This is a genomic window from Stenotrophomonas sp. YJH_SMC_101-4 (assembly GCF_059370395.1).
In genome coordinates this window covers 607,827-624,348 of the sequence record NZ_JCAFTP010000002.1, presented here as the reverse complement: position 1 = coordinate 624,348, position 16,522 = coordinate 607,827, and the positions used below count along the sequence as shown (strand labels likewise).

16 protein-coding genes are annotated in these 16,522 nt (G+C 67.4%); 11 read left to right on the top strand and 5 right to left on the bottom strand.

The genetic code is table 11. From position 1 onward, the window contains the following. The first annotated feature begins 109 nt into the window (after window positions 1-109). From AC5P8D_RS09050 to AC5P8D_RS09035, 4 genes are all read left to right on the top strand, one after another. On the top strand, window positions 110-1,396 hold the full coding sequence (locus tag AC5P8D_RS09050) for a DUF445 domain-containing protein (RefSeq protein WP_053442765.1): 1,287 nt from the start codon (window positions 110-112) through the stop codon (window positions 1,394-1,396). Window positions 1,397-1,640: 244 nt separating this feature from the next. After that, window positions 1,641-1,955: a DUF3649 domain-containing protein gene (locus tag AC5P8D_RS09045; RefSeq protein WP_019336682.1), complete on the top strand. Its 315-nt coding sequence runs from the start codon at window positions 1,641-1,643 to the stop codon at window positions 1,953-1,955. Next, window positions 1,952-3,580 carry a PepSY-associated TM helix domain-containing protein gene (locus AC5P8D_RS09040; protein WP_053442763.1) on the top strand — a complete coding sequence of 543 codons (1,629 nt, stop codon included), beginning with the start codon at window positions 1,952-1,954 and terminating at the stop codon, window positions 3,578-3,580. The genes AC5P8D_RS09045 and AC5P8D_RS09040 overlap by 4 nt, the downstream gene beginning before the upstream one ends. Then, window positions 3,577-3,906 (top strand): DUF3325 domain-containing protein, encoded by a 330-nt coding sequence (locus AC5P8D_RS09035; protein WP_049482894.1) that lies wholly within the window; start codon window positions 3,577-3,579, stop codon window positions 3,904-3,906. Before AC5P8D_RS09040 ends, AC5P8D_RS09035 begins: the two co-directional genes overlap by 4 nt. Before the next feature lie 71 nt (window positions 3,907-3,977). Here AC5P8D_RS09035 and rlmKL read toward each other — a convergent pair whose 3' ends face one another. Together rlmKL and AC5P8D_RS09025 are read right to left on the bottom strand one after the other, a co-directional pair. Then, window positions 3,978-6,116, bottom strand: coding sequence for a bifunctional 23S rRNA (guanine(2069)-N(7))-methyltransferase RlmK/23S rRNA (guanine(2445)-N(2))-methyltransferase RlmL (rlmKL, locus tag AC5P8D_RS09030; RefSeq protein WP_019336679.1), 2,139 nt, complete (start codon window positions 6,114-6,116; stop codon window positions 3,978-3,980). Between the two features lie 145 nt (window positions 6,117-6,261). Continuing rightward, a complete protein-coding gene (locus AC5P8D_RS09025) occupies window positions 6,262-6,789 on the bottom strand; it encodes an alpha/beta hydrolase (RefSeq protein ID WP_019336678.1) in 528 nt (175 codons plus the stop codon). 72 nt (window positions 6,790-6,861) lie between these two features. Between AC5P8D_RS09025 and AC5P8D_RS09020 the strand changes: the two genes are divergently transcribed. Then, window positions 6,862-7,428, top strand: a complete 567-nt coding sequence (locus AC5P8D_RS09020) for an N-acetylmuramoyl-L-alanine amidase (protein WP_010486193.1) — start codon at window positions 6,862-6,864, stop codon at window positions 7,426-7,428. 385 nt (window positions 7,429-7,813) lie between these two features. Here AC5P8D_RS09020 and AC5P8D_RS09015 read toward each other — a convergent pair whose 3' ends face one another. The 3 genes from AC5P8D_RS09015 to AC5P8D_RS09005 form a co-directional block, all read right to left on the bottom strand. Beyond that, window positions 7,814-8,716, bottom strand: coding sequence for a sulfurtransferase (locus AC5P8D_RS09015; RefSeq protein ID WP_010486194.1), 903 nt, complete (start codon window positions 8,714-8,716; stop codon window positions 7,814-7,816). Beyond that, entirely contained in the window at window positions 8,713-9,516 is an 804-nt protein-coding gene (locus tag AC5P8D_RS09010) for a CoA pyrophosphatase (protein WP_029380074.1), read from the bottom strand. Before AC5P8D_RS09010 ends, AC5P8D_RS09015 begins: the two co-directional genes overlap by 4 nt. 136 nt (window positions 9,517-9,652) lie before the next feature. Continuing rightward, window positions 9,653-10,354 carry an FKBP-type peptidyl-prolyl cis-trans isomerase gene (locus AC5P8D_RS09005; RefSeq protein WP_010486198.1) on the bottom strand — a complete coding sequence of 234 codons (702 nt, stop codon included), beginning with the start codon at window positions 10,352-10,354 and terminating at the stop codon, window positions 9,653-9,655. A gap of 167 nt (window positions 10,355-10,521) precedes the next feature. Here AC5P8D_RS09005 and AC5P8D_RS09000 point away from each other — a divergent pair, with 167 nt between their 5' ends. The 6 genes from AC5P8D_RS09000 to pstS (AC5P8D_RS08975) all read left to right on the top strand — a co-directional run bounded on the left by AC5P8D_RS09000 (window position 10,522) and on the right by pstS (AC5P8D_RS08975) (window position 16,498). Further along, window positions 10,522-11,304, top strand: a complete 783-nt coding sequence (locus AC5P8D_RS09000; protein ID WP_010486201.1) for an enoyl-CoA hydratase/isomerase family protein — start codon at window positions 10,522-10,524, stop codon at window positions 11,302-11,304. Between the two features lie 4 nt (window positions 11,305-11,308). Further along, entirely contained in the window at window positions 11,309-11,662 is a 354-nt protein-coding gene (locus AC5P8D_RS08995) for a hypothetical protein (protein ID WP_049411489.1), read from the top strand. Continuing rightward, the gene (gene nth / locus AC5P8D_RS08990; RefSeq protein WP_029380075.1) at window positions 11,662-12,351 is read left to right on the top strand and encodes an endonuclease III; all 690 of its coding nucleotides are present in this window, start codon (window positions 11,662-11,664) and stop codon (window positions 12,349-12,351) included. Before AC5P8D_RS08995 ends, nth begins: the two co-directional genes overlap by 1 nt. Window positions 12,352-12,547: 196 nt before the next feature. Beyond that, window positions 12,548-13,759 carry an OprO/OprP family phosphate-selective porin gene (locus tag AC5P8D_RS08985; RefSeq protein WP_010486208.1) on the top strand — a complete coding sequence of 404 codons (1,212 nt, stop codon included), beginning with the start codon at window positions 12,548-12,550 and terminating at the stop codon, window positions 13,757-13,759. Between the two features lie 222 nt (window positions 13,760-13,981). Continuing rightward, window positions 13,982-14,998, top strand: coding sequence for a phosphate ABC transporter substrate-binding protein PstS (gene pstS, locus AC5P8D_RS08980; protein ID WP_010486211.1), 1,017 nt, complete (start codon window positions 13,982-13,984; stop codon window positions 14,996-14,998). A 411-nt stretch (window positions 14,999-15,409) separates the two neighbouring features. Then, the gene (pstS, locus tag AC5P8D_RS08975; RefSeq protein WP_049411494.1) at window positions 15,410-16,498 is read left to right on the top strand and encodes a phosphate ABC transporter substrate-binding protein PstS; all 1,089 of its coding nucleotides are present in this window, start codon (window positions 15,410-15,412) and stop codon (window positions 16,496-16,498) included. Window positions 16,499-16,522: the final 24 nt, after the last annotated feature.

Genomic DNA, 16,522 nt, shown 5'->3' with positions numbered 1-16,522 from the left:
TTCTGTAGAGCCGAGCCCATGCTCGGCTGCTCTTTTCCACGCGCAAGGCAGCCGAGCATGGGCTCGGCTCTACAGACAGGCGTCACCAAGCTGCGGTTAGACTTTCCGCATGACGCCTGCCCACGATCCGCGCCGCGCTCAGCTGCGGCGCCTGAAAGCCCTCGCGCTGGGCCTGTTGCTGTTGATGCTGGCCGGTTTCGCAATCAGCCACTGGCAGGGCGAGCGCGGCATCTGGGCCTGGGTCTCGGCCTTCTGCGAAGCAGCGGCCGTGGGCGCGCTGGCCGACTGGTTCGCTGTGGTCGCGCTGTTCCGGCGGCCGATGGGCCTGCCGATCCCGCATACCGCAATCATCCCGCGCAGCAAGGAACGCATCGGCGACAGTCTCGCCCTGTTCGTGCGCGACCAGTTCCTGGAGCCGGGTGTGCTGCTGGCCAAGCTGCAGGTGTTCGATCCAGCCAGCCGCCTCGGCAGCTGGCTGGCCGACCCGGCGCGCTCGCGGATGCTGGCCGACATGGCCCGCGGCTGGGCCCTGCAGGCGCTGGATTTCTTCGACGAAACCGCCGTACGCCGCCAGCTGCACGCCTTTGTGGTGCAGCAGCTGCGGCAGTGGAATGCCGCCGCCACCGCCGGTGAGCTGCTGGCCCTGCTGACCGCCGATGGGCGCCACCAGCGCGTGCTGGACGAGGGCCTGCAGCGCCTGGGGCGCTGGCTGGAGCAACCGGAAGTGAAGGAGCGTGCTTCGCAGCTGATCGTGCGTTACATCCAGCGCGAGTGGCCCACCCTGTCGAGCACGGTGAACTGGGTCAAGCCGATCGACGAGATCGGCGACAGCCTGGCCGAGCGCCTGGCGCGGGCGGTGCTGGAAGAACTGCAGCAGGTGCTGGCCGAGCCGCAGCATCCGCTGCGCCAGGACTACGAGAGCTGGCTGCAGAACTACGTGCAGCGCCTGCGCGAGGACCCGGCCCTGGCCGAGCGCATCGAGCAGCTCAAGCAGGAAATGATCGACCACCCCGCCCTGCAGGACTACGTGCAAGGGCTGTGGGCGCGCATCCATGCCAGCCTGCGCGCCGACCTGCAACGCGAGGACTCGGCACTGGTCGGCCACCTGCAGCGCAGCCTGGCGTCGCTGGGCAGCAGCCTGCAGGCCGACCCGGCCCTGCGCGAGGCCCTCAACCAGCACCTGCTGGAAGGTGCGCAGCGCCTGACCGGGCGCCTGCGCGAGGGCGTGACCACGCATATCGCGCAGACCGTGAAGGGCTGGGACGAGCGGCACCTGGTCGAGCAGCTGGAACTGAGTGTGGGCCGCGACCTGCAGTTCATCCGCTTCAACGGCACCCTGGTAGGTGGCCTGATTGGCCTGCTGCTGCATGCGGCCACGGTGGTGTTCAGGTTCTAGCCCCGGCCAACGCCCACGATCAGCACGCTTGATTCATAAAATGCGAATACATATCATTTACTGATCGGTTGTACGCTTAGCCAAACGGGCACGAAGACGTGCCCATCGCCCGTGTACTGCCCCGACTTCTGGGCTGCCCGTCTGCGCGGGCAGTGCTTCGTCGATGGGACACGCTGGGCGACATGCGCAGGGCGCAAGGGGGCCGCGGACGCGTTCCATCCCCTCCCCTACCTGCAGGAACGCCGTGGACCGCTCGCCCGCAACCGCCAGCCCCCGCACCTTCTTCTCCAACCCGCGCTGGGGCGTGCTGTCACGCTCGTTGGCTGCAATCTTCGGCGGCTACGCGCTGGCCTCGGTGACCAGCGTGTTCTGCGCGGTGGCCCTGCCTGGCGCGCGCGGCCAGACCGTGCTGACCGGTATGCTGCTGGCGATTCTGGTGGCCGCCTGCGCGGCGCTGTGGGCGTTCGCTACCCGCAGCGCGCTGCGTGCGTGGATCGGCATTCTCGCTCCCACCCTGCTGATGGCTGCCATCGCGCGCATGCTGGGGGCCTGGGCATGAAGAACGGATTCCGCCAGTCGATGGCCTGGCTGCACACCTGGACCGGGCTGCTGGTCGGTTGGTTGCTGCTGCTGATTTTCATGGCTGGCACGGCCAGCTACTACCGCGAGGAAATCAGCCGCTGGATGCGTCCCGAACTGCCGTCCAGCAACGTCAGCATCGACGTCGCCGCGCAGCGCGCGGTGGACTACCTGCAGGCCAACGCCGCGCAGGCCGAGAACTGGTTCGTCACCCTGCCGCAGCCGCGCAACCCGGCCATGCAGATGTTCTGGCGACTGCCCCCGGAACTGGCCGACCCCAGCCGTGGCCGTCGAGGCGGCTTCGGCGATGCCACGCTCGACCCCAACACCGGCCAGGCACTGAAGGCCCGTGAGACCCGCGGCGGTGATTTCTTCTACCGCCTGCACTTCGACCTGCACTACATCCCGGTGCTGTGGGCACGCTATCTGGTCGGCTTCTGCGCGATGTTCATGCTGGTGGCGATCATCACCGGCGTCATCACCCACAAGAAAATCTTCAAGGACTTCTTCACCTTCCGCAAGGACAAGGGCCTGCGCTCCTGGCTCGATTTCCACAACGTCAGCGCGGTGATGGCCCTGCCCTACCACGCGATGATCACCTACACCGGCATCGTCACCCTGATGATCATGTACCTGCCGTGGGGCGTGAAAGTCGCCTACCCGCAGGACGAGGACAAGTTCTTCAGCGAAGCCTTCGGCGGCATGCCGGAGGTGACCGCGCCGGCCGAAGGCCGCGCAACACCGCTGCCGATCGCGCAACTGCTGGACAGCGCGCGTGCGCATTGGCACGGCGTGGAAGTGGCCGGCTTCACCGTGTCCAACCCGGGCGCGGCCAATGCGGTGATCGACATCCGCCAGCGTGATGGCAAGCGCCTGTCCACCGACACCCCGGCCGTGCGCTACGACATGGTCAGCGGTGCATTGCTGGAAGAAACACCGCCCTCCGGTGGCGCCACCGCCACCCGCGGCGTGCTGTACGGCCTGCATCTGGCACGCTTTGCCGACTGGGGCCTGCGTGCACTGTTCTTCCTGTCCGGCCTGGTCGGCTGCCTGATGGTCGCCAGCGGCGTGGTGCTGTGGGCGGTGAAGGAACGTCCCAAGCATGCCAAGAGCGGACGCATCGGCTTCGGCCTGCGCCTGGTCGATGCGCTGAACATCGGCACCGTGGCCGGGCTGCCGATCGCCTTTGCCGCCTACTTCTGGGGCAACCGCCTGCTGCCGCTGGCCATCGCCGAGCGCTCGAGTGCGGAAGCCGACGTGTTCTTCTACGCTTGGGGCGGCGCGCTGCTGGCCGCTTTCATCTGGCCGAAGCGGATGATGTGGGCGTGGCAGCTGTACCTGGGCGCCGCCGCGTTCGCGCTGGTGCCGGTGGTCAACGCGCTGACCACGCATGCCCACCTGGGCGTCACCCTGCGCAACGGTGACTGGGTGCTGGCCGGCGTTGATCTGTCGATGATTGCCTTCGGCGCGATGCTGGCGATGTGCGGCTGGCGCATGCAGCGCTGGACGCCACCGCTGAGTGCGGCCGAGAAGAAGAAGCGCGCGGCTGCCGCAGCAGCGCCGAAGGCATCAGTCGAAGCGGCCGAAGCGGAGGCCAGCGCATGATGCTGCTGGCTCTGACGCTGTCGTTCTCTGCGTTCACCGCCCTGTCGCTGGCGATGGAAAAGCACCAGCACGACCTGCACGGTAAGGCTGCAGCTCCCCCGGCACGGCGCACGCAGTGGCGGGTGCTGGGCTGGGCCCTGCTGACGGTGGCGTTCGCGTTGTGCGTGGTCGACCATGGCTGGGCGATGGGCCCGGTGCTGTGGCTGGGCACGATGACCCTGGGCGGTGTGGCGCTGTCGTTCGGGCTGTACCCGTACCGACCGAAGTGGATCGCGCCGCTGGCGATCGTGTTGCCGGTGGCCGGGCTGGTGGTGGGGTTGCTGTAACCGCCATCCACGCATGGCGTGGATCTACTGGCCAGATGGGTGGTGCCGGCCATCGGCCGGCACTGACGGACTTACCCCAACCGCTTCAGTTCCCACGCGCGGTGGATGCGCGCGTTGCGCTCGAAATCCGGACCGATGGTGCGCGCGGTGATCTCGCGGCACTGGGCGAATTCGGCGATGGCGTTCTCTTCCAGCTTGAAGCGGCGGAAGTTGTTCGAGAAATACAGCACGCCGCCCGGTGCCAGCCGCGCCACGGCTGCGCGCAGCAGCTTCAACTGCTCGCGCTGCACATCGAAGTCATCGGCACGCGCGGAGTTGGAGAAGGTCGGCGGGTCGCAGAAGATCACGTCGTACTGGCCCCGGTCGCCTTCCAGCCAGGCCATGGCATCGGCCTGCACCAGCAGGTGCTGGTTGCCGCCCTGCCCGTTCAGCGCCAGGTTGTCGTAGCACCACTGCAGGTAGGTGGCCGACAGGTCGACGCTGGTGGTGCTGGCGGCACCGGCCACCGCGGCCTGCACGCTGGCCACGCCGGTGTAGCAGAACAGGTTGAGGAAACGCTTGCCGCGCACCTGCTCGGCCATCATCCGGCGCAGCGGGCGGTGGTCGAGGAACAGGCCGGTATCGAGGTAGTCGAACAGGTTCACCTGCAGCAGCGCGTTGTTCTCGCGCACCACGATGAACTCGTCACGCTGCTCGAAGCGGCCGTACTTGCTGCCGCCCTTGCCGCGCTCACGCGACTTCATCGACACCTGCTCCGGCGGCACGCCGAACACTTCGCGCGCTGCCGCCAGCAGCTCGTTGCGGCGGCGGCGCACGTCGTTCTCGGGAATCGCCGCCGGTGCGGCGTATTCCTGCACATGCAGGAAGGTGCGGCGCTTGCCACCGTCTTCCTCGTAGACATCGATGGCCGCCGCGTACTCCGGCAGATCGGCGTCGTAGGCGCGGAAGCAGGTGATGTCCTCGCGGGCACGCCAGCTCTTGAACTTCTTCAGGTTCTTGCGCAGGCGATTGGCCACCATCTGCGCACCTTCGCTCAGCTCGCGCGGCTGCGCCGGGTCACGGCCCGGCACGGCGATCGGGTCGCAGACGATCAGCGCGCATTCCAGCGCACCGTTGAACATCTGGTACTTCTTGCCCGCACGCAGGCCGGTGGCGAAGGCCAGCTCGTCGTTGCCGCACAGCAGGCTGGCACGCCACTGCGGCACGGCCTTCTGCAGGGCGTTGCCCAGTGCGCGGTACAGCGCCGGATCGGCGGCCAGGCGCTCGTCGTACGGCGGGTTGCAGACCACCGCGCCGATCTCCTGCTCCGGCGCGGCCAGGTCGGCGACGTCGGCGCGGGTGAAGCGGATCGCGTGGGCGACGCCCGCGACCTCGGCATTCTCGCGTGCCGCCTGGATCGCGGTCGGGTCGATGTCGCTGCCGTGGATGACCGGCTTCAGCGCGGCCAGGCCTGCGGCCTCACGGTCACGCGCTTCGCTCTGGATGGTCTTCCAGGCGGCCTTGTCGAAGCCCAGCCAGCGGCTCGGCGGCAGGCTGCCATGGCGCATCAGGCCGGGAGCGACGTCGGCGGCCATCAGCGCGCCCTCGATCAGCAGCGTGCCGCTGCCGCACATCGGGTCCAGCAGGCCACCACCGGCGGCGTGCAGGCGCGGCCACTGCGCGCGCAGCAGCAGCGCGGCAGCCAGGTTTTCCTTCAGCGGTGCCTCGTGGGCGGCACCGCGCCAGCCCCGGCGATGCAGCGGGCCGCCGCCGAGGTCGATCGACAGCGAGGCACGGCCCTTGCGCAGTGACAGGTTGACGCGCACGTCCGGCAGGTCGGTGTTGACCGAGGGGCGTTCCAGGCCCTCATCGCGCATGCGGTCGACGATGGCGTCCTTGATCCGCTGCGCGGCAAAGCGGGCGTGGGTGATCTTGTCGCCGGACACATGTGCGTCCACCGCCAGGGTCATCTCCGGCTTGATGTGCTCATGCCACGGCAGCGCACGCACGCCGTCATACAGGGCCTGCTCGTCCGGGCACTCGAACTCGTCGATCGGCCACAGCACGCGGCTGGCCAGGCGCGACCACATCACGATCCGCAGCGCCTGCTCCAGTTCGCCCTCGGCGTTGACGCCGGCAATGGTGGCAGTGGCCTTGGCAAGGCCCAGGGCCGACAGTTCATCGGCAAGCAGGTATTCCAGGCCCTTGGCGCAGGAGACGAAGAATTTCACGGAATCGGTTCGCAGATGGTCGGGCGCGGCACAGGGGCCGGGCCAGTCGGAAAGGAGGGCCGTAGGCACGGCCGGCAGGCCCGCGCCGGGGGCGGCGGGGCTGTCATTGTAGTCAAAGCGGGCGGGCGCGCCGTGCGCCCGGGGTTCACAGTTGCCGCAGCAGGCGCTCGAAGGCCTGCGCGGAGGCCTCCACGTGGTGCTCCAGGCGGTGACCGTCGTCGACCAGCAGCAGCTGCGCCGAACGCGCCTGCGCCCAGGCAATCACCCCGGCGGCCGGTACCACGTCGTCATGCCAGGCCTGCACCACCGTGGTCGGCACCGCCGCAGCATCCAGCGCCGGCATCGGGCCCATGGTGGTCGGCGGCACCATCAGGAACAGGCCGGCCACAGGCACCTGCAGCGAGGCGATGGCGGAGATGTAGGCGCCCAGGCTGGAGCCGGCCAGCACCACCGGGCCCTGTTGGGCGGCGATGGCGGTACGTTCCACCAGGCGCTGCAGCCGGGTGCGCACGTCACCCACCCGGCTGACCTCGCTCATCGCGTCCAGGTCGGTGTAGTCCGGGCGTTCATGGGTCCAGCCCAGGCGTTGCGCCACGTCGGCCAGCGCGGTGACCTTGGTCGCTTCCGGGCCGCTCTCGAAACCGTGGGACAGGATGCAGTGGCCGCGGCTCATGCACGCGCTCCGTGGGAGCGGGTCGGCGGCGAAAGAGGAGGCAGGTTCATGCCGCAATGCTAGCATCGCTGGATGCCCAACCCGCTCCTTCCCGACCTGCAGCTGCAGCCCCTGCCCTATCAAGACCGCCTGCCGCTGCGCGACCCGGCCACGCTGGAGATGGTGGTGATCCACTGCACCGAGCTGCCCGATCTGGCGATGGCCCGCGAGTACGGCGAGCGCGTGCTGTATGACAGCGGCGCCGGCAACAGCGGCCACTTCTACATCGACCGCGATGGCAGCGTGGTGCAGTACGTGGCACCGGAACGGGTGGCCCACCACGTGCGCGGCATGAACGCGCATACGCTGGGCATCGAGCTGGTCAACACCGGGCGCTACCCGGACTGGTTCGACAGCCGCCATCAGGCGATGGACGAGGCCTACACCGAGGCACAGCTGGCGGCGCTGGAGGCGCTGCTGCTGGCGCTGGTGGCGCGCTATCCGTCGCTGCGGCGGATTGCCGGGCACGACCAGCTGGATCTGGAGCAGGTGCCGGCCAGCGATGATCCGACGCTGACGGTGGCGCGCAAGCGTGATCCGGGACCGTTGTTCCCGTGGGCGCGGGTGCTGGCGAAGGTGCCGCTGCAGCCTGTTGGGTAAGCGGCAGGGCTGCGCCCTGCACCCGCAGAGGCAACGGCCGAAGCAAGGGCAACAGCAGGATTCCCTGGGATGGCGGGGTGGGTCCGGTTGCGGGGGACGCCGTAAACCCGTCCATGGGGGCTTGGCCGCGGCATCCATGCCGCGGACACCCCCGCAACCGGACCCACCCCGCCTTCGACAGATTTCTGCTGCTGTTGGTGGGTGCCGACCGTTGGTCGGCACGGAGTCGGATCGATCGGAGGGTGCCTTTGTAGAGTCGAGCCGCGCTCCATGACCTGCGGGCGCCGATGATTTGAACGCATCGCCATGCGCGTGGAGCCGGCCGCTCGGCTCTCGAGAGGCTCCGCGCTCGACTGCTCTTTGCGTGGAAATCGAGACGATAGAGTCAGGCGCCGGTCGCCACCGGGCGGCTGCTGTCGCTCACCCAGCCGCTCCAGGAATCGGCATAGATGCGTGCGCCGCTCAGGCCCGCGCTTTCCATCGCCAGCAGCAGGTGGCAGGCGGTCACGCCGGAGCCGCACATCAGCACCACCTGCTGCGGATCACGGTTGCCGATCACGCCCTGCAGTTCGGCGCGCAGTTCCTGTGCATCCCGCAGGCGGCCGTCGGCAACGTTCAACGCAAACGGGCGGTTGACCGCGCCGGGTACATGGCCGGCAACCGGGTCCAGCGGCTCGACTTCGCCACGGAAGCGTTCGCCCGCGCGTGCGTCGACCAGCCAGCCCGGCGCGTGCTTCAGGCGTGCGCTGATTTCGTCGGCATTGGCAATCTGGGTGGTGTCGAAACGGCCCGGGTAAGCCGGCAGCGCGGTCACCTCATCCTGCCCCGTCGCCAAGGGGTGCCCTGCGGCCTGCCAGGCGGTGATACCACCATCGAGCACGGCGACCTTGCGGTGCCCGATCAGGCGCAGCAGCCACCACAGGCGCGAGGCGGCCATGCTGCCGTCACTGCCGTCGTAGACCACCACCTGGGTGTCGGGACCAATACCCCACTGGCCGAGCTTCGCGGCGAAGGCATCGCTGTCCGGCAGTGGATGACGGCCGTGGCCGCTGCGGGTCAGATCCGACAGATCCCGATTGAGGTCGGCATACACCGCGCCCGGAACGTGCCCCGCCAGATACTGGCCGCTACCCGCCTGCGGATCGGCCAGCGAGGACCGCGCATCGACCACGCGTACGGCGGTGCTGGCAGTGGCACGTGCATCGACGACACGTACGTCCTCACCCAATGCTGCCGCCAGGCTGGCGACATCGACAAGCGTGGTCCACGGCGGATCGATCGGCTTCATTGCACTTGCTCCAGGCGGCGACGCAGGTTGTAGAGAATGGCGGCGGTCGCGCCCCAGATACGCTGGCCGGGCCAGCCGTACTCAAGGACGTGGCGGATGCGGCCGCGGTGATTGATTTCGACCTGGCGCAGATTGTCTGCGGCCATCAGGTAGGCCAGCGGCACTTCGAACACTTCGGCCACTTCGCTGGGCTGCGGCACCGGCACGAAGTCCGGATCGACCACGGCCACCACCGGCGTGACCCGGTAGCCGGTGATCGTCACAAAGGGATCGAGATAGCCCAGCGCCTGCACCTGGCCGGGCGCCAGTGCGATTTCTTCCTGGCTCTCGCGCAGCGCGGCCGCCAGTGCGTCGCGGTCATCGGGTTCGGTGCGCCCGCCGGGGAAGCCGACCTGGCCACCATGCTGGCGCAGGGTTTCGGTGCGACGGGTAAGGATGACCTGTGCGCCATTGGCGCGCGGCACGATGCCGGCCAGTACGGCGGCTTCCACAGGTGGCCCCGGCGGCAGCAGGTCACTCAGTTCGCTGCGGTTCCAGCCGTCGCCGGCCGGCGGCTCGGCCAGTGGATGCAACGCCCGCATCAAGCGTTCGTGATCGGCCAGCGAGCCGCGCAGTGATTGCTGCAGCTGTTCACGCAGGGGTTGCACGCGATGCACGATGCGGCTGCGTTCCTCGTTGCTCATCGACGACCACCGTGCGATTTCATCGATGTGCCGCCCGCAGCCGGTGCATTGCCGGTCCGGATCCAGCGTGCACACTCCGATGCAGGGACTTGCGACAACACGCGCCGTTTCTTCCATTGTTTGCACCCGGCAACAGTAGCGCGATCGGGCTGAATTTGCGCGGGGTGCAGATGCGGTGCGTGGCACCGTCGCGCTCCGCGCAAACAAAAACGCGCCGGTGGAATCACCGGCGCGTTTCGTTTACGGCTTCGATTTACTTGACGCTGACCAGCTTGATCTCGAACTGCACAGCCACGTTCGGCGGGAACGGGGTGCGCGGGTCGGCACCGTAGGCCTGGTCCGGCGGCAGGGTGACTTCCCACTTCGAGCCTGCCGGCATCTGCAGCAGGGTCTCGCGCATGGCCTTCATTTCGACGTCGCTGACCTTGATCGACGGAATCTGCTGGGCCGGACGGGCTTCGGTCGGGCGCTGGCCGTACGGGAACGGACCGGCCACTTCCAGCTGCACGGTGCTGGCCTGGGTCGGCTTGGCGCCCTTGCCGGCTTCGATCACGCGGTACTGGACGCCGCTCGGCAGGGACTGCACGCCGGCCTTGGCCTTGTTCGCCGCGATGAACTGATCGCTCTTGGTCTTGTTTTCGGCAGCAGCCTTTTCGTACTCGGCCTTGGCAGCCTGGGCACGGCCCTGCTCGCGCTTCTGGAACGCTTCAACGGCCGGCTTCAGCTGGTCGGCGGTGATCGCCGGCTGCTTCTTGGCGTAGGCGTCCTGCAGACCCTTCACCACCGAGTTGATGTCCAGCTGCTCACCACGACCGGTCAGCTCCGCCAGGTTGTTGCCGTAGTCGTAACCGAAGTAGTAGCTCAGCTTGCCCTTTTCGGACGAGACGTCCTGGGCGAAGGCATTGCCCGTCAGGGCCAGGGCCGCGACGGCGACCGCGATAGAACGCAACTTCATCAAACAGTTCTCCAGGGGTGGTAACTCAGGGACGTTCTGCGCCGCCCTGAGGCGACGGGTTAGGATAACGGGCACAACGTGTAACCGCTACTCACGATGCAGGCTAAGACCCGTCTGCGTTGGCGGAGTTCAATCTCACTTTTTTTTAACGTTTCAGGAGTTTTCCCGTGGCCGATGCCCTGATCGCTGTCGCCGACGACGGCGCCATCCGCACCGTGACCGTCCAGCGCCCGGACAAGCTCAACGCCTTGAATGCCGCGACCCTGCAGGCGCTGGCCGAAGCGTTCAGCGCCGCCGCTGCCGACCCGGACGTGCGCGTGGTGGTGCTGACCGGTGCCGGTCCGAAGGCGTTCGTGGCCGGGGCCGACATCGCCGAGATGAACACACTCAGTGCGGTTCAGGGACGTGATTTCTCCCTGCTCGGCCAGGCCCTGATGCGCCAGATCGAGCGCATGCCCAAGCCGGTGATCGCGCGCGTGAACGGCTTCGCCCTGGGCGGCGGGCTGGAGCTGGCCATGGCCTGCCACCTGCGCATCGCTGCCGATACGGCCAAGGTCGGGCAGCCGGAGATCAATCTGGGCCTGATTCCCGGCTTCGGCGGCAGCCAGCGCCTGCTGCGCCTGTGCGGCCGCGCCGCCACCCTGGAGCTGTGCCTGCTGGGTGCACCGATCAACGCCGCGCGTGCGCTGGAACTGGGCATCGTCAACGAGGTGGTACCCGCCGACGCGCTGGACAACCGTGTGCAGGATGTCGCCCGCCAGTTGGCGCGCTCGGCGCCGCTGGCCCTGCGTGGCCTGCTGGATGCCGTGCACGTGGGTGGCGAATGCAGCCTGGAGGCAGGGCTGGAGTACGAAAGCGCGCAGTTCGGCCTGCTGTTCGCCACCGAGGACATGCGCGAAGGCACCGGCGCGTTCCTGCAGCGCCGACCGCCGGCGTTCCAGAACCGCTGACGCCATGGCATCCCGACCCAACCCCGCGCAGCTGTTCGCCCGGGTCCAGGCAGACGATCTCGATGGCGCCCTGCAGGCGGGCCTGATGGACTACATCGCCCGCGCCGGCGACGCGCAGCTGCTGCCCGGCCACCCGGATCTTCCGCAACGCCTGCACCAGGCCCAGCAGCAGCTGCACGCGGCATGGGCCGCACGCGAACGCTATCGCGCGCGCGCGGTGCGCCTGGCGCGCCGTGAGGCCGAGCGCGATGCACGCCGTACGCCGGCCCCGGCGCCGGACATGAAACCCGCCCTGCCCGCCGCAGCCGCCGCCATCCTCGCCCGGGCCAAGGCCCGCGCCAGCGGCAAGGAGCAGTAATGGCCACCCTGAAGAAGACCGCACGCGCCCCGGCGCGGCGTGGCGGCACGATGCCGCGCGCCGACGTGGTGGAAATGTTCACCCGCCTGCGCGAACTCAATCCACACCCGAAGACCGAACTGGAGTACAGCTCGCCGTTCGAGCTGCTGGTGGCGGTCGCGCTGTCGGCGCAGGCCACCGACGTCGGCGTCAACAAGGCCACGCGCCGTCTGTTCCCGGTCGCCAACACGCCGGCGAAGATCCTCGCACTCGGCGAGGACGGGCTGAAGCAGTACATCGCCACCATCGGCCTGTTCAACGCCAAGGCGAAGAACGTGATCGCCACCTGTGCGATCCTGCTGGAGAAGCACGGCGGTGAAGTGCCGCGCGATCGCGATGAACTGGAAGCGCTGCCAGGCGTTGGACGCAAGACCGCCAACGTGGTGCTCAACACTGCATTCGGCGAGCCGGTGATGGCGGTGGACACGCATATCTTCCGCGTATCCAACCGCACCGGCCTGGCGCCAGGCAGGAACGTGCGTGAAGTGGAAGACAAACTGGTGAAGGTGATTCCGGCCGAGTTCCTGCTCGACGCGCATCACTGGCTGATCCTGCACGGGCGTTATGTGTGCAAGGCGCGCAAGCCGGATTGCCCGGGCTGCGTGATCGCCGACCTCTGCCGGTTCAAGGACAAGACCCTCGCAGAGTGACGACAGCATCCACGCATGGCGTGGATCTACTGCAACCGGGGCGCAATCCGGGCGTCATACGCAAGCGGTTTCAATGGCAGGCCATGCCGTGACGGGGCCTGCGGTGGATGTCTGCCGCGCGCGAACTGTCACATTTACGCAATCTTTACCTTCTAGCCTGCGCGCATCTTCCAACCTGCCTGCAAGGCTCCTCTCCATGAAACTGCATCACCAACTCCTGACGGTGGCCGTGGCTGCTGCGCTGTATGTGCCGGCTGCACACGCCGAAGTCGCCATCGACGTGATCGGCGGTTCGGAAATCACCTTCGAAGGCCTGGTCCAGGCCGACGGCAACTGGTTCGACAACGACCTGACCGACCTCAACGGTGGCGACGCCGGCAACGGCAAGAACAGCGAATTCGAACTGCGTCGCGCCGAGCTGGTGCTGAAGGGCAAGGGCCCGGGCAACGTGGAATGGGTGGTCGGCTATGATGCCAAGGCCGATAAGTTCCTCGACACCAACGTGAAGTACAAGCTGCTGGGCAACGCCAACCACTTCCTGCAGCTGGGCCAGTTCAAGCAGCCCAACAGCCTGGAAGAACTGTCCAGCACCAAGAACAACGATTTCATTTCCAAGGCAGCAGTCACCAATACCTATGCCATCGCCCGCCGCCTGGGTGGCGCGTACAGCTACGGCCAGGACAACTGGTCGGTGACCGCCAGCGCCTTCGGACGCGAGCTGACCCGCAACCTGGCCCACGGCAGCGGCTACGGCGCGCGTGGCACCTGGGCCCCGATCAATGAAAAGGGCCAGGTCCTGCACTTCGGTCTGAGCTACGTCAACTACGACGCCGACGCCGACACCCTGCGCGTGCGTGCGCGTCCGAATGCCGACCTCGCCACTGCCCGCCTGATCGACAGCGGCAACCTGACCGACACCGACCGGGTCAGCACCATCGGTGCCGAAGCGATGTACTTCCAGGGCCCGTTCAAGGCCCAGGCCGAGTACTACACCAGCAAGGCCAAGCGCTACGACCACGACAACTACACCAGCGACGGCTACTACATCAGCGGCGTGTGGAACGTCACCGGCGAGACCTGGAGCTACAAGGGCGGCACTCCGGGCACCGGCCTGCCGAACAACCCGGCCGGCGGCCAGTGGCAGCTGGGCGTGCGCTACGACCACATGGACCTCAATGACGGCAACCTCGCCGCCAACCCGGTCGCTGGTCGCCCGCCGATCGTCGATGGCGTGCTGGGCGGCAAGATGGACATCTGGACCGTGGGCGCCAACTGGTACCTGCGTTCCAACTTCAAGCTGATGCTCAACTACGTGATGGTCGACAGCAAGAAGTACAGCTCCACGGCGCGCGGTTTCGTCAACGACGATCCCAACATCCTGGAAGCCCGCGCGCAGTTCTTCTGGTAAGTCCGGCCGCCTGCGTTGAACCGCGAAGGCACGGCCCCGTCCGTGCCTTCGTCGTTGCAGCGGTGCCCGTGCCGCCCTGCCGGCGCAGCGGACGTGACACCCCTCATGACGCGTGTCACGTCCGCGTCACATGACAGACGCGGACATGTCACGCAACCGTTATGGAATGTGCACCGAAACGTCGGGCAACCGCCCTTCGACCACCACCCCAGGAGTCTCCCCGTGATCCACGCCTTCAAATCGCGCGCCGCTGTCGCCATCCTGGCTGCATCGTCCGTGTTCGCCGCCAACGCCGCCGACATCACCGGCGCGGGCGCATCGTTCATCTACCCGGTCATGTCCAAGTGGTCGGCCGACTACAGCGCTGCGACCCGCAACAAGGTCAACTACCAGTCGATCGGCTCCGGTGGTGGCATCGCCCAGATCAAGGCCAAGACGGTTGATTTCGGCTCCTCCGATGCTCCGCTGAAGCCGGAAGAACTGGCCGCCTCGGGCCTGGCGCAGTTCCCGTCGGTGATCGGTGGCGTGGTGCCGGTGGTGAACGTGGCCGGCATCGCCCCGGGCGCGCTGAAGCTGGACGGCGCCGTGCTGGCCAACATCTTCCTGGGCAAGATCAAGACCTGGAATGACCCGGCCATCGCCGCGCTGAATCCGGGCGTGACCCTGCCGAGCGCCAAGATCACCGTCGTGCATCGTTCGGACGGTTCGGGCACCACCTTCAACTTCGTCAACTACCTGTCCAAGGTCAGCCCGGAGTGGAAGAGCTCGGTCGGTGAAGGCACCTCGGTGCAGTGGCCGGCCGGCATCGGTGGCAAGGGCAACGAAGGCGTTGCAGCGTACGTGAAGCAGATCAAGGGCGGCATCGGCTATGTCGAACTGTCCTACGCGCTGCAGAACAAGCTGTCGTACACCGCGATGAAGAATGCCGCCGGCAAGTTCGTGCAGCCGAGCGATGCGTCGTTCGCCGCTGCCGCCGCCAGCGCCGACTGGGCCAACGCCAAGGATTTCTACCTGGTCATGACCAATGCGCCGGGCGCTGAATCCTGGCCGATCACCGCCACCAACTTCATCCTGGTGCAGAAGACGCCGAAGAATGCTGCCAATGGCAAGGCCACCCAGGAGTTCTTCCGCTGGGTCTACAAGAACGGCGATGCCCAGGCCCGCCAACTGGACTACGTGCCGCTGCCGGACAGCCTGGTCCGCCAGATCGAAACCTACTGGACCCAGAACCTGAAGTAAGCGCGTTCCCCCGCAGGAACGGGATCGGCGGGTCCTCTCTCCCCCGCCGATCCCAACCCGGGCGCGAGATCCTCGAGATCTCGCGCTCTTCTTGTTTTTGGGGTGCACCAGGCTCTGTAGAGCCGAGCCCATGCTCGGTTGGGTGCTGGAGCGTGCAGACCAACGGTCCGCAGCTACCGAGGACAGGGAGCAGTCGAGTATGGCTCGACTCTACCCAGCGCCCAGGCCGTCATATCGATGCGCAGATCCGGGGTCTCAGGGCTCCTGCCAAGGGCCGGCCAACCCCGTGAAACCCTTGTCAGAACGTGATCCAGGACACCTCTGTCATGGTCGTAATACGGCTGTAACAAAAACATCATTTCATAGCCGCATCCGCCGACGTCGTCGGCTCTACCCCGCTATGGAGTGACCATGAAACTGCACTCGGCCGGCCTTGCCGCCCTTTCCCTGGCCATCGCCCTGGGCCTGTCGGCCTGCGGTGGCGACAAGCAGGCCGCGCAGCAGCCGGCTGCCGACGGTGCCGCGGCCCCGGCCGCTGCCGGTGCCAAGGTGACCGCCGAAGTGTCCGGTGCCGGCGCTTCCTTCATCTTCCCGCTGGTCTCCAAGTGGTCGGCTGACTACAACGCCAGCACCGGTGCCAAGATCAACTACCAGTCGATCGGCTCGGGCGGCGGTATCGCCCAGATCAAGGCCGGCACCGTCGACTTCGGTTCCTCCGACAAGCCGCTGAGCAGCGAAGAGCTGGCCCAGGCCGGCCTTGCGCAGTTCCCTTCCGCCATCGGCGGCGTGGTGCCGGTGGTCAACATCGAAGGCCTGGAAGCCGGCAAGCTGCGCCTGAGCGGCGCCCTGCTTGCCGACATCTTCCTGGGCAAGGTCAAGACCTGGAACGACCCGGCCATCGTCGCCGCCAACCCGGGCGTGAAGCTGCCGGACGGCAAGATCACCCTGGTCCATCGTTCGGACGGTTCGGGTACCACCTTCAACTTCTCCAACTACCTGTCCAAGGTCAGCCCGGAGTGGAAGAGCAAGGTTGGCGAGGGCACCTCGGTGCAGTGGCCGGACGGCGTCGGTGGCAAGGGCAACGAAGGCGTTGCTTCCTACGTGAAGCAGATCAAGGGCTCGATCGGCTACGTCGAACTGGCCTACGCGCTGCAGAACGGCATGCCGTACACCGCCATGCAGAACGCGGCCGGAAACTGGGTCGAGCCGAGCGCGGAAACCTTTGCCGCAGCGGCCGCGAGCGCCGACTGGGCCAGCGCCAAGGACTTCAACCTGGTCATCACCAACGCACCGGGCGAGCAGGCGTGGCCGATCACCGCCACCAACTTCATGCTGATGCAGAAGAAGCCGAAGGACGCCAAGCGCAACCAGGACACCCTGGCCTTCTTCAAGTGGGCCTTCGAGAACGGCCAGGCCCAGGCCAACGAGCTGCACTACGTGCCGCTGCCGGCCGAACTGGTCAAGCAGATCGAGGCCTACTGGGCGACCGACCTGAAGTGATGGACCCGACGGTGCCCGCCCCAC

What these genes read in the sequence shown, in the direction of transcription:
- AC5P8D_RS09050 (WP_053442765.1), top strand. Translation starts at nt 110, where the DNA reads ATGACGCCTGCCCACGATCCGCGCCGCGCTCAGCTGCGGCGCCTGAAA.
- AC5P8D_RS09040 (WP_053442763.1), top strand. Translation starts at nt 1,952, where the DNA reads ATGAAGAACGGATTCCGCCAGTCGATGGCCTGGCTGCACACCTGGACC.
- AC5P8D_RS09035 (WP_049482894.1), top strand. Translation starts at nt 3,577, where the DNA reads ATGATGCTGCTGGCTCTGACGCTGTCGTTCTCTGCGTTCACCGCCCTG.
- AC5P8D_RS09025 (WP_019336678.1), bottom strand. Translation starts at nt 6,789, where the DNA reads ATGAGCCGCGGCCACTGCATCCTGTCCCACGGTTTCGAGAGCGGCCCG.
- AC5P8D_RS09020 (WP_010486193.1), top strand. Translation starts at nt 6,862, where the DNA reads ATGCCCAACCCGCTCCTTCCCGACCTGCAGCTGCAGCCCCTGCCCTAT.
- AC5P8D_RS09015 (WP_010486194.1), bottom strand. Translation starts at nt 8,716, where the DNA reads ATGAAGCCGATCGATCCGCCGTGGACCACGCTTGTCGATGTCGCCAGC.
- AC5P8D_RS09010 (WP_029380074.1), bottom strand. Translation starts at nt 9,516, where the DNA reads ATGGAAGAAACGGCGCGTGTTGTCGCAAGTCCCTGCATCGGAGTGTGC.
- AC5P8D_RS09005 (WP_010486198.1), bottom strand. Translation starts at nt 10,354, where the DNA reads ATGAAGTTGCGTTCTATCGCGGTCGCCGTCGCGGCCCTGGCCCTGACG.
- AC5P8D_RS08995 (WP_049411489.1), top strand. Translation starts at nt 11,309, where the DNA reads ATGGCATCCCGACCCAACCCCGCGCAGCTGTTCGCCCGGGTCCAGGCA.
- nth (WP_029380075.1), top strand. Translation starts at nt 11,662, where the DNA reads ATGGCCACCCTGAAGAAGACCGCACGCGCCCCGGCGCGGCGTGGCGGC.
- AC5P8D_RS08985 (WP_010486208.1), top strand. Translation starts at nt 12,548, where the DNA reads ATGAAACTGCATCACCAACTCCTGACGGTGGCCGTGGCTGCTGCGCTG.
- pstS (WP_049411494.1), top strand. Translation starts at nt 15,410, where the DNA reads ATGAAACTGCACTCGGCCGGCCTTGCCGCCCTTTCCCTGGCCATCGCC.